The organism is Streptomyces thermoalcalitolerans (assembly GCF_039525155.1).
GTDB lineage: Bacteria > Actinomycetota > Actinomycetes > Streptomycetales > Streptomycetaceae > Streptomyces > Streptomyces thermovulgaris.
In genome coordinates this window covers 49,126-63,863 of record NZ_BAAAHG010000014.1, presented here as the reverse complement: position 1 = coordinate 63,863, position 14,738 = coordinate 49,126, and the positions used below count along the sequence as shown (strand labels likewise).

Sequence of the window (14,738 nt, the reverse complement as noted above, 5' to 3'; positions counted from 1 at the left end):
TCAGACCCGGACCGCCTCCAGAATCCGCAGATCGCCGCCGACCGGGATGCTGCGCCGCACCGTGAGACCCGCCCGCCCGGCCAGTTCCCGGTAGTCCGACTCGGGCCGGTCCTGGCCGCCGACCAGCACCGTCAGCAACAGCCCCCGTAACAGCGCCTCCTGGTCGGAGGTCTCGTCCACCATGCTCTCCATGATCAGCAGCGGTACGCCGGGGCGCATGGCCTCCCGGATCCGGGTCAGAATGCGCACGATGGTGTCGTCGTCCCAGTCGTGCAGCGCGCGCTTGATCGTGTACACGTCCGCGCCTGCCGGTATCTCCTCGAAGAAGTCTCCGGCGACCGTCTCGTACCGCCCGTCGACGCCGGCCTTCGCCAGGAGTTCCTCGGCCAGCGGCACGATCTCCGGACGCTCCAGGACGGTGCCGCGGACCGTCGGATGCTCGGTGAGGATCGCCGCCAGCAGACTGCCGAGCCCGCCGGCGACATCGACCACATGGGCCCCGGCCGGAAAGTCGTAGGCGCGGGCTATGCCGGTGCTCTCCGCCTCCGAGACCGCGCTCATCGCGGCGTTGAACCGCTGCTTGGCGTCGGGGTCGCTCTTGGTCAGCTCCCAAAAGGAGATCCCGTTCGCCTTTTCGAAGGACGACTCGCCGGTGCGCACCGTGTGCAGCAGGTCGCCCCACGCGGCCCAGTGCCAGTTCGCCGCCATGAACCGGGCGTCGGTCGACTCCGGACTGCCCGGGTCGGTGACCAGCACGGCCGACAGCGGCGTCTGGGCATAGGTCTGCCCGTCCGGCAGCCGCCGGAACACTCCGAACGTGCTCAGCACCCGCAGCAGTCGGCCCAGGGTCGGTGCGTGCGTGCCGGTGCGCTCGGCCAGGTCGGCCACCGTACGCTCGCCCCGGGCCAGCAGATCGGGGATGCCCAGTTCGGCGGCGACATGGACGGCCCGCGCCCGCCACGCCCCTTGCAGCAGCTCCACCATCTGCCGGCTGACGCTCTGGTCCACGGTCCTGACGTGCTCGGTCATGGCAATCTCCGCAATCGCTCGTCGGTGTGATCGGCTGGACGGAGCGGGCCGCGCGGGGCGGAGGAAAGGCAGGCCGGGGGGATGCCGTGCGGATCGTGCCGTGTGCCGCGGATTCGGTGCGTACCTCCGCCGCGTCGTCACGCGCCGACGCTCCACGTCGGCTTCCTCCTCACCCTTTCTTCCTCCGCCCTCCCTCCCGCCTCTTCTCCCGCCTCTTCTCCCGCCTTTTCTCCTCCTTCTCCTCTGCTCCGCCGTGCAGCTGCACGAACCGGGCCCCGCTCGACCCGGCTGCGGGGCACTGCTCACCGGAGCCGGCCCGATTCGGACGGCACCCTCTGGTTCCTGGCCGTCCGCGGCGGGATGTTGTGGTTGAAGCGGAACATGTTGCCCGGGTCCCAGGCCGTCTTCAGCTCGACCAGACGCTCGTACGCCTCGGCCGTGTACGCCTGCCGCACATCGGCGGGGTCGGTGTGGGCGACGCCCGCCATGAAGTTGAGCATGCGGGTGCCGGTCGCCCACGGCGCGAGCGTCGCCACGACCCGGTCGTGGCCCTCGTACACCGCCTCGTCCTCGCCGATGCCGAGGACCCCGGCCGAGTACACCTGGAAGCGGGCCTCGGGGAAGTGCGCGACCGCGTTGGGCACCCGCGGCGGGCGGGCCAGGGCGCCGCCGAGGTTGCGGACCTCCAGGCTGACCGCGCTCTTCGTACCGGGTCCGACCAGCTCCAGGATCGCTTCGACCGTCTCCTCGTCCAGCGTGCTGAGCTGGAAGTTGTTGATGTGGTAGGAGCCCGCGACCGGCGGGTCGTTGTGGATGGTGCCGACCTGTGTGTACGGGATGTCGGTGACCGTGTCCAGCAGGATCGGTCCCACCTCGCGCAGCGGCCGGATCAGGCGCTCTCCCTCCGCCGGGTCGCCGATGTAGCTCAGCCGCAGGTGCAGGGCGAAGCGCCCGCGCAGCTCCTCGGGCACGCCGTCGGCGTCCGGCCAGTCCATCATGAAGAAGGAGGAGGCCATCTCCTCCGGCATTCCGGTGACCCAGGTGCGGTACAGATGGAGCGCGTCCCGCACCGACTCGGCCGGGTACCACAGGCCGCCGCCGTACAGCCGGGCCACGTCCATCAGCTCGATCTCGATCGCGGTCACCACGCCGAAGTTGCCCTTGCCGCCGCGCAGTGCCCAGAACAGGTCCGGATTCTCGTCCTGATCGGCGACGCGGAGTTCGCCGTCGGCGGTGACCACCTCGATGCGCCGGACGTGGTCGGCGGCATAGCCGTAGCGCCGGGAGAGGACACCGATGCCGCCGCCCAGCACGTAGGAGACGGCACCGACGAAGGGGGCCGAGCCGTTCAGCGGGGCGAGCCCGTGCTCGGCGGCGAGCGGGATGACGTCCTGCCACAGCACACCGGCCTCGAGCCGGGCGGTGCGCAGCTCTGGGTCCACCCGGACGCCCTTCATGGCGCGGGTGGACAGGTACACCGCGTGCTCGTCGGCGGGCAGGCTGGCACCGTGCCCGGTGGCCTGGACGGCGATGCCGAGCCCGTGGTCGCGGGCGAAGCGGACCGAGGTCACCACGTCGTCGGCGTTCGCCACGGCCACGACCAGCGCGGGCCGGTGCCTGACCGCCTGGTCGAAGCCGTCGGTGTGCTCGGCGTAGCCGGGCTCGCCCGGGAGGAACACGGGGCCCTTGACGTTCTCGGTGAGCCGCCGCAGGTCTTCCGGGGTCGGAGGGGCCGAAGTCGCCCTGTGCGTCGGGTTCGCGTCGTTCACTGGCCTTCCTTTTCGTCGTCGTCCCACGCCGTGCGGGTGCCGGCGGCGTCCGCACGGCACACCGGCCCGGGGCCGGCCATGCAGGCGGCGAGCGTACTGCCATCGGTCGGGTCGATGAGCAGTAATGAGCCAGTGCGCCGGGAGTCCCGGTAGGCGTCCGGAGCGAGGGGTTCGGCCGTGCGCAGCACCACGCGTCCGATGTCGCCCGCGTCGAGCCGGTCCGGTGCCGGCTCCTCGTCCAGCAGGCCCGGGGCGAGCCGAGCGGGGATGTCGGCGATCAGGGCGCGCACGGTTCTCGTGGTGTGCTTGACCAGGACTCGGTCGCCCCGGCGCAGCGGGTGTTCGTGCAGATGGCAGACCGTGGCCTCGACGGTGCGAGTGAGCGGTGGTTCCTGTCCGGCGGGCACGATCAGGTCGCCGCGCGCCACGTCGAGGCTGTCGGCGAGCAGCAGCGTGACCGACTGCGGCGCCGAGGCCCGCTCCACCGGTACCCCGAGGGCGTCGATGCCGCTGACGGTGGTGGCCGACCGCGCGGGCAGGACGGTCACCCGGTCACCGACGCGGAACGTGCCCGCGGCGATCCGGCCCGCGTAGCCCCGGTAGCCGGGGTACTGGGCGGTGCGCGGCCGGATGACGCACTGGACCGGGAACCGGGCGGGCGCCCCGGCCGGTTCCCGGGCCGGCGGTACGGTCTCCAGGTGGTCCAGCAACGAGGGGCCGTCGTACCAGGACAGCCGTTCGGAAGGGGTGACGACCTGGTCGCCGTGGAGGGCCGACAACGGGATCACGGTCGTCTCCGGGATGCCCAGTCTGCGCGCGATCCCGGTGAACTCCTGCGAGACCGCGCGGAACTCGTCCTCCCTGTAGCCGACCAGGTCCATCTTGTTGACGGCGAGAACGACGTGCGGGATCCGCAGCAGCGCGGCCACGGCGGCGTGCCGGCGGGTCTGCTCGACGACGCCGTTGCGGACGTCGACGAGGATCACCATGAGGTCGGCGGTGGACGCGCCGGTGACCGTGTTGCGGGTGTACTGCGCGTGTCCCGGGGTGTCGGCCATGACGAACCGACGCCGGGGCGTGGCGAAGTAGCGGTGCGCCACGTCGATGGTGATGCCCTGCTCGCGCTCGGCCCGCAGTCCGTCGGTGAGCAGCGCGAGGTCCGGGCCTCCGGCCCCGCCGGAGGCCCGGTCGATCGCCGCGAGCTGGTCGGCGAGGACGTTCGCGGAGTCGTACAGAAGGCGCCCGGCGAGCGTGGACTTGCCGTCGTCCACGCTGCCGGCGAGGGCGAACCGCAGCAGCGCGGTGTCCGTGGAGCGAGGCGCTGCGTCAGGGGGAAGCGCGGTGGTCGGCACGGCTAGAAGTACCCCTCCCGCTTGCGGTCCTCCATGGCGGCCTCGGAGACCTTGTCGTCGGCGCGGGAGGCGCCGCGTTCGGTCAGCGGGGAGGCCATGATTTCCCGGACGACCTCCGCCACCGTGGTCGCCGCGGAGTCGACGGCCCCGGTGCACGACATGTCCCCGACCGTGCGGTAGCGCACCCGCCGTTTCTCCACGCGCTCACCGCGCCTGGGCCCGCCCCAGTCGCCGGCGGCGAGCCACATGCCGTTGCGCCGGAACACCTCGCGGCGGTGGGCGAAGTAGATCTCCGGCAGCTCGATGCCCTCCCGGCCGATGTACTGCCAGACGTCCAGTTCCGTCCAGTTGGACAGCGGGAACACCCGGATGTGCTCGCCCGGGGCGTGCCGGCCGTTGTACAGCTCCCACAGCTCGGGACGCTGCCGCCGCGGATTCCAGCCGCCCAGCTCGTCGCGCAGGCTGAACACCCGTTCCTTCGCACGGGACTTCTCCTCGTCGCGCCGCGCGCCGCCGAGCACCGCGTCGAAGCGATGGGTCTCGATGGCGTGCAGCAGGCACGGGCTCTGCAGGGCGTTGCGGCTCCCGTCGGCGCGTTCCGTCAGCTCCCCGCTGTCGATGTGCTCCTGCACCGAGGCCACGTGCAGCCGCAGCCCGTACCGGGCCACCGTCCGGTCGCGGTAGGCGATCACCTCGGGGAAGTTGTGCCCGGTGTCCACGTGCAGCAGGGGAAACGGCACAGGCGCGGGGGCGAAGGCCTTCAGCGCGAGATGCAGCACGACGGCGGAGTCCTTGCCGCCGGAGAACAGCAGCACCGGCCGCTCGCACTCGCCGACCGCCTCCCGGATGATGTGGACGGCCTCGGCCTCCAGTTGGTCCGTGTGGTTCATGCGAGCCCCCGCTCCTTCAGCAGGCCGAGCAGCAGAGCGGCGGACTCCTCCGGGCGCTGCCGGTGGGCCGGGACGGCGAGGTCGGGTGCGCCGGGTGCCTCGTACGGAGCGTCCACGCCGGTGAGCCCGGTCAGGTCGCCCGCCGCCTGACGCGCGTACAGTCCCTTCACGTCCCGCTCGGCGCACACCTGGACCGGGGTGGCGACATGGACCTCCAGATAGGGGGTGCCGGACTGCTCGTGGCGCTTGCGGACGGCCTCCCGGGCGTCGGCGTAGGGGGCGATCACCGGCACCAGGACGAGGATGCCGTTGCGGGCCAGGACCTCCGCGACGAGGCCGACGCGCTGGACGTTGGCGAACCGGTCCTCCCGGCCGAACCCCAGGTCGGCGGTGAGCAGAGCCCGGTTCTCGTCGCCGTCGAGGATCTCCACCCTGCGGCCCCGGGGCGTCAGCAGGCGGGCCAGCTCCCTGGCAATGGTCGACTTGCCGGCACTCGGCAGCCCGGTGAGCCACACGGTCCCACCGGGCCAGCAGGTGCAATAGGGGGTCGGATGTCTCATCGGCCGCTCCGCAACGTCAGGGGACGGGTACCGGTGCGGGCCGCGACCGGGCGGAGGATCCTTCGTACGGCCGTGGCCAGCACATGGTGCCGCCGGGCCCCGGCCGGGGGCGCGGCGGCGGTGCAGCGCCAGGCCACGAAGCCGTCCGGCCGCACCAGCAGGGCACCGCCCGGGCCGGTGCCGCAGACCTGGGCGAAGGGCACCGGAGGGCGCAGGATCCGGGCGGTGAGCGGGACCCTCAGCTCCCGGGCGACCTCGGCCGCCGTCCGCCGCCAGCTGCCGTCGCTGCAGAGCAGGAGCAGCCGGGGGCCGGCGGCGGTCGGCGCGCACAGATCGAGGACGGAACCCTGCCCGGGGCCGCCGTCCGGCCCGGGGACGAGCGGCAGGTGCGGCAGCCGGGTGCCGGGCGCGCCGGAGAGCTCGAAGGTGGCGGGAAAGGGGCCGTCGGAGCCGGCCGCGCCGCCGATCACCGCAGCCGAACGGTAGTGGTAGCCCATGACGATGGTCCGCGGATCGCGCACCTCGGCGCCGAGCCGCTCGCCCGGGACACCGTCGAGCAGCAGGGCCTGTTCGGCGGTCGCGGCGCCGACCGGGCGGCGTTCGGCGTCGTAGCTGTCGAGCAGCGCGGGACCGGCCCAGCCGTGCAGCACCGCGGCGAGTTTCCAGGCCAGGTTGTGCGCGTCCTGGATGCCCGCGTTGGAACCGTAGCCGCCGGCGGGCGGATGCAGATGGGCGGCGTCGCCGACGAGGAAGACGGGCCCTTCGGAAAAGCGTTCCGCGATGCGGTGCCGGGCCCGCCAGTGGAAGGTCGCCGTCAGCTCCACCGGGATGTCGTCGGTCCCGAGCGCGGCCCGCACCAGCTCCAGGCAGCGCCCGGGGTCGGGCTTTCGGCCGGGGTCGCCGACGGCCTCGCTCTCCACGGCCGCCGCCCATCGGTGGTCCGCGTCGAGCTGCATGATCGCACCGCTGAACCCCGGGTTCTCGATCATGCTCATGAAGAAGCGGCGGCCCTTCAGCAGCGGGGTGAGATCGGCCCGGAACAGAATGCTGGTGCGGTGCGCGAGCGTGCCCAGGCCGCCGCGCCTGATGCCGACGGCCTCGGGTATCCATCCGTGTGCGCCGTCCGCGGCGACCAGGTACCGCGCGGTCACGGTTTCCGTACGGTCGTCCGCGCGGCGGATCCGCGCCACCACACCGTCGTCGCGCACCGACAGGCCGCTCAGTTCCTGACCGAACCGGACGTCCGCGCCCGCCCGTACGGCGGCTTCGCGCAGCAGCGGTTCCGTGCGGTCCTGTCCGCACCAGAGCGGGGGACACGGCCCCGGCACGGCGAGTTCCTCCTCCCCGGTCTCCAGCACCTCGGCGGCGTCGAGACCGGACAGCGAGGAAACGCCGATCACCGTGCGGGGCAGCACCCGGTCCGGCTCGGTGAACACGCGCGGATCATCGCCGGCGACCACCTCGAACCCGGCTGCCGTCATCGCCTCCTGGAGCCCGGCCTCGCGCAGCAACTCCACGGTTCGCCGCGTGACATGGGTGGCTCGGGGCAGGGTGGAGGTGTGGGGCCGGCGTTCCACGAGCCGCACCGCGACCCCGGCGCGGGCCAGGAAGAGCGCGGTCGCCAGTCCCGTGGGCCCGCCCCCGACGACCAGTACGGTCATGGCCGCAGCCCCTCCGTTCAGGACCTGTCAGGACTTGCTCACCAACGCGTCGCCGACGACCAGATGGTCGAGGTTCATGGCCGCGAAGGCCTCGACGGCCTCCTCCGGGGTCTCCACGATGGGCTGGCCCGCCACATTGAAGGAGGTGTTGAGCAGCACCGGGCAGCCGGTCAGCCGCTCGAACTCGCCCAACAGCCGGTACACCGCCGGGTTCTGGTGCTCCTCCAGCGTCTGGTGCCGGGCCGTGCCGTCCACATGGGTCGCCGCCGGGATGGCGTCGGGACGGGTGACCTCCGTGACTATCAGCATGTACGGCGAGGGCTGCCCGAGGTCGAAGAACTCCTTGCTGCGCTCGGCGCGGATGATCGGCGCGTACGGCCGGAACCACTCGCGGAACTTGACGTTCTCGTTGAGGTGGTCGCGCACGGACGCCGGGAACGGGGCGGCGAAGATGCTGCGGTGGCCGAGCGCCCGCGGACCGAACTCGCTGCGCCCGTCCCACCAGCCCACGATCCGGCCCTCGGCCAGCAGCGCGGCGACCTCACCGGGGAGGTCCTCGGGGAAGCGGGCGGGCAGCCCCGAGGCGGCCACGGCCTCACGGGCCCGGGCACGCGGGTACTCGGGACCCAGATAGGCGTTCCTCAGGGCGGGCAGCTCCGCCATCGGCACGCCCTCCAACTCGTGCAGCCCGTAGTAGGCGCAACCGAGGCTGATGCCGTTGTCTCCCGCGGCGGGCACGACGAAGAGCCGCTCGAACGGGGTCTCCTTCAGGATCCGGCCGTTGGCGACGCTGTTGAGGCCGACGCCACCCGCGATGCACAGGTCGGTCAGCCCGGTCCGCTCGTGCAGCGCGCGGGCACAGTGCACCAGGGCTCGCTCCAGCACCTCCTGGGCGGCGCGTGCGATGGCCGCCCGGGTGTCGAAGTCGGCGTCCCGCGCCAGCCGCCCCAGCAGATGCGAGACCTTGCTCGCGGAGATGCTGACGTGGCCACCGGGCAGCAGGGTGACCAGCTCCGCCAGGTCGTCGACGAACCGTTCGTCGCCGTACGGCGCGAGGCCCATGGTCTTGCCGTCCTCACTGACCGGGAAGCGGGCCTTGGGGCCGGTGTAGGCGAGCCCGACGGCGAGGCTCGCGGTGCGGTACAGATGCCCGAGCGAGTTGTCGGTCTCACCGGGCTGGTAGTAGGCGCTCTCCGAACCGGCGTCCACCACATGTGCTCCGCTGACCCGGTCGAGCAGCCGTATGCCCTGCTCGTCGGCGACGAAGAAGCTGATGGTCTCCGCCTCCCGGGCGGCGGTCCCCGACTTGTCGCCGACCGTGAGACTGCCGGAGTTGTCGCACACCAGCACCGCGGCACGGGACATGCCGGAGGCGCCGAACGCGCTGTAGGCGTGGGCCAGATGATGGTTGATCACCCTGACTCGTCGCCGGAAGGAGTGGTAGAAGGGCCGGGGTACCAGCTCGCAGGCGACCACGTGCTCCACCTCGGCCGCGGTGGTGCCCAGTTGCGTCAGGCATGCCTGCCGGCTGACGCCCGCCAGCAGATCCGCGCCCAGACCGTACTTGCTGCGCATGAGCCGTTCCTCGTCCACCGCGACGAGCTGGCTGCCGTCAGTGGCGCAGGAGGCCCAGTCGTGCCCGGATCCACCCAGGCCCAACACGGTCATATCGTGTCCTTTCCGGTGTGAGGGACATCGATCGGGACATGCGACGGCTGACGCCCGGGCCGGGAAGTCGCCATGGACGGCCGGACGGTGGTCGAACGATCCGGCCCCGTGCCGAGGAGGCGGCGAACGTGCCGCCGGTCCGCGACATGCGCACCGGCCCGGCCGAGACCGCGAAGGGCGTGAACGACGTACAAGCCCGCGGACGCTGAGAGGAGCGCTCCGCGGGAACGGCGGCCGACGGAAAATCGGGAAAGCGAACGGACAGTCGCACTGTAGTCACCCGGCGTCGAACACTGTCAAGGCGGCGTTCCCTCCCTCAGGCACAGTTGACTGAAACCCCCATCACCGGCAGCCGGTCGGGGGAGGAACCCGGGACGTCGCCGCCCGATGGCGGCCTTCCGCCGACGGCGGGGGAGGCATTCCTTTCGGTCATCGTCATGCGGCGGGGCACACGATGCCCGGATCCGCATGTACTGTGCAGTGCTGTCGGCATGGCATCTGGACGTGCGGCACGCCCCGTCCCCCTTGGCCTGCCGGGTGCCCGAAGCGCAGCCCATGAACGTTCCCACCCCGCAAGCGGCTATCCCTGTACGGCTGGACGAGGGAGTACTGGGTGACGAAGCAGCATCGGACGATAGTGATCATCACTGAGGGCGCGGCTCCCGTCCTGCTGGACCGCTGGTGCGAGGCGGGCGCTCTTCCCGGCTTCGCCCGGCTGCGCCGCGAGGGCGCGCGCGGCCGCCTCGTCGCCGAGGGAACCCCCTACGAACCGCCCGGCCTGCTCAGTGTGCTCACCGGCAGGCGAGCCGCCGACCACGGCTTCTTCTCGTACTGGACCTGCCACGACCCCGAGTACTCCCCGCAGGTCCTCGGCTCCCAGGACCGCCGCCACCCGCTGCTCTGGCACCACCGGGCGTTCGCCGGGCTCAGGTTCGCCAGTATCGGTCTCTTCGGCACCCATCCCGTCGAGCCGATGGACGGCGCGCTGATCAGCTACCCCATGTACCCCACCCTGCACGCCTGCCACCCGCGGGATCTGCAGCGCCGGCTGGCGAAGCAGGGCATCCGGCCCGTGCACGACGTCTCCATCTTCTGGACCGGCCAGCCACGCGAGCAGCTGCTGCCCCAGTTGCTGGAGGCCGACCGCCAGCGCGGCAGAGCCGCCCTCGCGCTGCTGCCCGAGTCCGATGTCGTCATCGTCAACCTGACCAGCATCGACCGCACTTCGCACATCTACTGGCAGGAACTGGAACTCGGCCCCGAGCACGAGCGGGACAGCGCGGTGTTCGCCGCGTACCGCACATGCGACCAGGTGATCCAGGACGCCCTCGCCGCCTGCGACGATCACACCGACGTGCTGGCCTTCTCCGAGATCGGCTTCGGACCGCTGCGCGCCTACTGTTCGATCAACGACCACCTGGCCGAGGCCGGCCTCCTCGCCACAGGTGCCGAGGGCCGCATCGACTGGTCCGGCACCCGCGCCTTCGAGGCCGTCCAGGGCACCCACGGCATCAACATCAACGTCCGTGACCGGTACAAGTACGGCACGGTCGGCCAGGGCGAGTACGAGCAGGTCCGCGACGAGGTGCGCGGCCTGCTGCTGGACATGGTCAACCCCCGCACCGGACGGCCGTACTTCGCCGCCGTGCGGACCCGCGAGGAGGTGTACCCCGGTACGGCGACCGCGGGGGCGCCCGACCTGATCCTGGAACCCGCCGACTGGCGCTACCTCCCGCTCGGCGACCCGCAGTGGGCCGGTCACGTCCATCGGACCTGGCAGAGCGGCTGGCACCGCAGAGAGTCCTACTGGGCCGGGCTCGGCCCCGGCTTCGTCCCCGCGCACACCGACGACACCCCGGCCGCCCCGGTCGACATCCCGGTCACCCTCGCCGCCCTCCACGGCCGCCCGGTCCCCTCCGACTGGCCGGGCCGCCCGCTGGGCACCTCCGTCTGAACCTCCGACAGGTCTCCGGCCGGCTTCCTGTCGTCCTGCTCGTTTCGTCCCCTTGGAGTTCCCCTGGAGGTCAGCGCATGCGCGACACACGACCACCCGAACGGCGGCGCGAGCGGCGCCGGGCCGTGACCGAACCCCCGGCCGGAGCCGACCGGGAGGCGCTGGCCCGCCGGGCGGCCTGGACGGCGTGGGAGCCGAGCTCGGCCGACACCCTGCCCTCGGCGGTGCCGGCCGGCCGCACTCCGAAGGAGCTGCTGTGCGCCGCGCTCACCGAGGGAGCGCTGGGCGGCCCCTGGGAGCACGGCTTCCCGCGGTACGCCTGGTACCGCACCGGAGACGTCGTCCAGGAGTTCCGGCTGGTCGGCGCGGAGCCCGGCCTCTACACCGGCTACACCCTGCACCCGAGCGAATGGCCGGAGGGACTCGCATGAGCGCACTGCCCGAGTTCTCGCTCGTCTGGAAATGGCGGGAGCCGCCCACGGACGTCCGCGACGAGCGGTCCGTGACCTGGGCCGATGTGGAGATGAGCATCGGCACCCGCACCCCGCTGACCACCGTGGAGGACCCGGCCACCGGCGTGGTACGGCCGTACACGACCGGCTCGCTGTACCCGCTCGCCGAGTGGATCGCCTTCAACTGGTGGTCGCTGACGGCCGATGCCCGCCCCGGCACCCAGATCTCCCAGCTCCGCTTCGCCTACAAGAACGGCGTCGGCGACCAGCGCGGCTCCTGGTGGCAGCGGTCGCGGCGGCACATCATGCGGGCCGCCTGCGACGGATTCCGCTGGCCGGACGTGATGTTCGTGCCCGAGGGCCGGCAGACCCGGATCGTGTGGATGCCGGACGACGGCCCCGACCCCCGGCCCGGCCCCCGTTATCTGGCCCGCGGCAACCTCGTCGTCGGTTCCGACGCGCTCGCCGAGACCCTGCGCGGTTTCGTGGATGCCGTCGTCGCCCGTCTGGCCGAGTGGGGCGTCGACGACACCCCGCTCCAGCAGGAGTGGACCGCGCTGCGCGCCACCGGCGAGGACGAGGCCGCCTTCTGCCGCGCCGCGGCCCGGCTCGGTCTGGACCCCTACACGGAGGCCGAACCCTACGCCGACGCCATCCAGCGGGCGGTGCGGGAGCTGCCCGAGCCGCTCGCCTTCGACTTCCTCAACGGGGTGCGCCCCGAACGCATCATGGACCAGCTCGCCTGGCTCGAACGTGCCCGTGAGGTCGCGGGGACGGCGCCGCCCGGCCGCCCGGCCGATCCCGCCATCGCCGAACTCCGTGAGGCGTGCGCCGACATCCGCGAGACCTTCTTCGCCCCGGGCCGCCTCGACAACCCCTGGCACCTCGGCTACGAACTCGCCCGCCGGGTCCGCGCCTGGGCGGGGGTGCCGGACACCGAGCGGTTCGAGACCGATGCGCTGCTCACCTACGTCACCGAGCAGACGCCGTACGTCGACCGGGGACTGGTCGCCTTCGGCCGCCGCGAGGGCGCCCAGGGGCCGGTGCTGGTCTCCAGCCGGCGCTACACCGAGCGGCCCCGCCGCTTCCTCCAGGCCCGCGCCATCTGCCACTTCATCTGCGACAACGACCCCGACTTCCTCATCGTCGCCGCGCACACCCACCGTCAGCACCTGGCTCGCGGCTTCGCCCTCGAACTGCTCGCGCCCGCCCAGGGCGTGGCCCGGCTGCTGGGCCGGCCGGACGGGCTGGTCACGGCGGAGGACGTGGAGCAGATCTCGGAGGACTACGGCGCCGGCACCATCGTGGTGGAGCACCAGCTGGACAACCAGGTGCTCGCCCAGGACTTCCCCTTCGAGCCGGTGGAGCCGTCGGTACGGCGCGCCACCCCCGCCTATCCGCTGGGGGCTGCCCGGTGAGCGCCGCCGCGGGCGAGGTGTTTCCCTATTCCGCGGGCCCCGGCGGCACCGTTCCACCCCAGTACGCACGGCTGCTCGCCGAGGAGCCGGTGTCCCGGGCACGGCTCGCCGACGGCGGGGTCGTCTGGCTCATCACCCGGGACGCCGACGTACGGACCGTCCTGACCGACCCGGTGTTCAGCCGGGCCAGGGCCGCCGCCCTGCCGGGCACCGGCCTCGGGCGGGGTCAGGGCACCGGGATCGTGGACCTCGACCCGCCCCGGCACACCGTCTTCCGCGCCCCGGTCGCCGCGGCCTTCTCCGCCGGACGAACGGCCCGGTGGCGGCCCCGCATCGAGGAGGTCGCCGCACAGGTGGCCGCTTCCCTGCGGGACGTCCCGGAGCCCGTCGACCTGGTCGGCTCCTACACCGCACCGTTCGCCGGCCGGGTCGTCTGCGAGCTGCTGGGATTCGACGGCGACCGGTGGCGGGAGATCACCGGCGACGTCGAGACCCTGCTGATGTCCGGCGGTGCCGGCGGGCCGGAGCAGGAGGCCTGCCGGAGCCGGCTGGAGAAGGCGTTCACGGGCCTGCTCGAGGAACGCCGGGCGCGCGACGGCGACGACGTCGCCGGCGTTCTGCTGGGGCTGGACACCCCGGACGCCGGGGGCGGGAAACTCACCGACGAGGAGCGGGTCCTTCTGCTCCACGGGCTGGTCGTCTCCGGCTTCATCGGGGTGCGCGACCTGCTCGCCCGTCATCTGTACGGTGTGCTGGCCGATTCCGGCATCCGGGACCGGCTGGTGCGGCGGCCGGAGCTGATCCCGGGCGCCGTGGCCGAGCTGCTGCGGTTCTACCCCTCCAGCAACGACGGCCTGCTGCGGATGGCCACCGAGGACGTCGAACTCTCCGGGGTGCGCATCCCGGCCGGCGCCGCGGTGCTGCCCCTGGTCTCGGCCGCCTGCCGGGACCCGCGCGTGGTCGACCGGCCCGACGAACTCGACATCGAACGGCCGCAGACGCCTACGCTCGCCTTCGGCGCCGGACCCCATCGATGCCCCGCCACCGATCTGGTCCTGGTCCAGCACGCCGCCGGGATCGGCAAGTTGCTCGAGGCCCACCCCCGTATCGGGCTGGCCGTGGCGCCCGACGAGGTGGTGCACACCTCCCGGCTGCTGCCGCTCGGGGTCGCGGCCCTGCCCGTACGGCTCGACACGGCGTCATGAGCCCGCAGGCCGTGCCCGTGCTGCTGTGGTGCGTCTCCACCCGGGCCCCGGACCGAGTGGTGCGCACCGCGCGGCTGCTGCTGCCCGCGGCCGACCGGGAGCGGATGGCCCGGCTCAAGTCCCGGACGGACCAGGACGCGTTCGCCCTCAGCCGGGCCGTGCTGCGCCGGTGCCTGGGCGCTCTCACCGGTGAGGCCCCCAAGGCCCTGCGGTTCACCCGGCAGGACAACGGCAAGCCCGAGGTGGCCGGCGCGGGACGGGACTCGGGCCTGGCCTTCAGCCTCTCGCACACGGCGGGCCTGACCCTGCTGGCGGTGACCTGGGGCGGGTCGGTCGGCACCGACGTCGAACGGGTACGGAAGGTCGCCGCCGCGCGGATCGCCGCCCGGTACTTCCCCGCCGACGAGGCGGCCGCCGTCGCGGCCCTGTCCGGGCACGAGGCCTGGGACCTGTTCTTCCGGCTGTGGGTGCGCAAGGAGGCCTGCGTCAAGGCCTGGGGCGGCCGGCTGCGGGAGGGCATGCGGGTCTCCGTCCAGCCGGCGCACCCGGGGCCGACGGCCGTGCGGAGCCCGGACGGGCGGATGTGGCGGGTGTGGAGCCTGGCCTGTGTACCCGCTCCCTACCGTGCCGCGGTCGCCCTGCCCCGCAGCACGCGCCCCGGCGTACTGACGGTCCGGCACATGACCGCCGGCGAACTGCTGGAGAGCGGACCGGTCGCCGGGCGGGGCCGGCGCTGCGACCTGGCGGCACCCTGACCGCGCCGGACGAGCGGGACCGGTC

12 protein-coding genes are annotated in these 14,738 nt (G+C 72.8%); 5 read left to right on the top strand and 7 right to left on the bottom strand.

The features are described 5' to 3' along the window. The 7 genes from ABD224_RS11340 to ABD224_RS11310 all read right to left on the bottom strand — a co-directional run bounded on the left by ABD224_RS11340 (position 1) and on the right by ABD224_RS11310 (position 8,929). Positions 1-1,029: a methyltransferase gene (locus ABD224_RS11340; protein WP_344049308.1), complete on the bottom strand. Its 1,029-nt coding sequence runs from the start codon at positions 1,027-1,029 to the stop codon at positions 1-3. A 302-nt stretch (positions 1,030-1,331) separates the two neighbouring features. Beyond that, the gene (locus ABD224_RS11335; RefSeq protein ID WP_344049307.1) at positions 1,332-2,798 is read right to left on the bottom strand and encodes an FAD-binding oxidoreductase; all 1,467 of its coding nucleotides are present in this window, start codon (positions 2,796-2,798) and stop codon (positions 1,332-1,334) included. Beyond that, positions 2,795-4,150, bottom strand: coding sequence for a sulfate adenylyltransferase subunit 1 (locus ABD224_RS11330; protein WP_344049306.1), 1,356 nt, complete (start codon positions 4,148-4,150; stop codon positions 2,795-2,797). Before ABD224_RS11330 ends, ABD224_RS11335 begins: the two co-directional genes overlap by 4 nt. A gap of 2 nt (positions 4,151-4,152) precedes the next feature. Beyond that, positions 4,153-5,040: a sulfate adenylyltransferase subunit CysD gene (gene cysD, locus ABD224_RS11325; protein WP_344049305.1), complete on the bottom strand. Its 888-nt coding sequence runs from the start codon at positions 5,038-5,040 to the stop codon at positions 4,153-4,155. Then, the gene (gene cysC, locus ABD224_RS11320) at positions 5,037-5,600 is read right to left on the bottom strand and encodes an adenylyl-sulfate kinase (RefSeq protein WP_344049304.1); all 564 of its coding nucleotides are present in this window, start codon (positions 5,598-5,600) and stop codon (positions 5,037-5,039) included. The genes cysD and cysC overlap by 4 nt, the downstream gene beginning before the upstream one ends. Continuing rightward, positions 5,597-7,261: an FAD-dependent oxidoreductase gene (locus ABD224_RS11315; RefSeq protein WP_344049303.1), complete on the bottom strand. Its 1,665-nt coding sequence runs from the start codon at positions 7,259-7,261 to the stop codon at positions 5,597-5,599. Before ABD224_RS11315 ends, cysC begins: the two co-directional genes overlap by 4 nt. Before the next feature lie 27 nt (positions 7,262-7,288). After that, positions 7,289-8,929: a carbamoyltransferase family protein gene (locus ABD224_RS11310; RefSeq protein WP_344049302.1), complete on the bottom strand. Its 1,641-nt coding sequence runs from the start codon at positions 8,927-8,929 to the stop codon at positions 7,289-7,291. Between the two features lie 613 nt (positions 8,930-9,542). On the opposite strand from ABD224_RS11310, the gene ABD224_RS11305 reads away from it, so the two are divergent. From ABD224_RS11305 to ABD224_RS11285, 5 genes are all read left to right on the top strand, one after another. After that, on the top strand, positions 9,543-10,883 hold the full coding sequence (locus tag ABD224_RS11305; RefSeq protein WP_344049300.1) for an alkaline phosphatase family protein: 1,341 nt from the start codon (positions 9,543-9,545) through the stop codon (positions 10,881-10,883). Between the two features lie 77 nt (positions 10,884-10,960). Then, positions 10,961-11,314, top strand: coding sequence for a hypothetical protein (locus tag ABD224_RS11300; RefSeq protein WP_344049299.1), 354 nt, complete (start codon positions 10,961-10,963; stop codon positions 11,312-11,314). Continuing rightward, positions 11,311-12,753 (top strand): M78 family metallopeptidase domain-containing protein, encoded by a 1,443-nt coding sequence (locus tag ABD224_RS11295; RefSeq protein WP_344049297.1) that lies wholly within the window; start codon positions 11,311-11,313, stop codon positions 12,751-12,753. The genes ABD224_RS11300 and ABD224_RS11295 overlap by 4 nt, the downstream gene beginning before the upstream one ends. After that, entirely contained in the window at positions 12,750-13,958 is a 1,209-nt protein-coding gene (locus ABD224_RS11290; RefSeq protein WP_344049296.1) for a cytochrome P450, read from the top strand. Before ABD224_RS11295 ends, ABD224_RS11290 begins: the two co-directional genes overlap by 4 nt. Beyond that, positions 13,955-14,713, top strand: coding sequence for a 4'-phosphopantetheinyl transferase family protein (locus ABD224_RS11285; protein WP_344049295.1), 759 nt, complete (start codon positions 13,955-13,957; stop codon positions 14,711-14,713). Before ABD224_RS11290 ends, ABD224_RS11285 begins: the two co-directional genes overlap by 4 nt. Positions 14,714-14,738: the final 25 nt, after the last annotated feature.